We start from the raw sequence: 571 nt of genomic DNA on the forward strand, positions 1-571 counted from the left end.
AACGCTTCGCTAAATTACTGGGTTGGTTCGAGCAATCCTATCGCCAAATCTACGACAAATCCATTGAAGAGCGACAGGCGGAATGCCCAGATGAACCCGCCCTGAGTACATACTCAGACTTACTTCTTTTTACTCTATTTAGCTTTAAATCAGGGCTTTCTTACGATCTTTTGGGCTTTACCACTGGCATGGATGGCTCAACGGCAAAACGAAACCAAGACATCGGTATAGCTGTCTTAGAGCAGGCATTAATCTCATCAGGTCATGCCCCAAAACGATCCTTCAGTAGCATCGAAGAATTCAAAACCTATTTCTCAAAAAAAGGGATTATCCTCATTGATGCCACCGAGCAACGTACTCAACGGCCAGCCGATGCGGAGTACCAAAAGCAGATGTACAGCGGTAAAAAAAAGCCCATACCGTGAAGTCGATGCTGTTGGCCACCACTGACCGCTACATTCATTTTTTGAGTAAATGTTGGGTAGGTAAGTCGCATGATTACACCCAATTGAAGGTCGAATTTCCAGCTGACCAGGGCTGGTTCACAGGCCGTGAAATAGGGGTTGATTTA

Annotated in this window: 1 protein-coding gene; it reads left to right on the plus strand. The window is 45.5% G+C overall.

Going from position 1 to position 571, the window contains the following annotated elements:
• Window positions 1-425, plus strand: a 425-nt coding sequence (locus FH603_RS28345; protein ID WP_222439572.1) for a transposase family protein, incomplete at its 5' end; no start/stop codon positions are given.
• Window positions 426-571 lie beyond the last annotated feature (146 nt).

This window comes from Spirosoma utsteinense (assembly GCF_014282275.1).
Lineage (GTDB): Bacteria > Bacteroidota > Bacteroidia > Cytophagales > Spirosomataceae > Spirosoma > Spirosoma utsteinense.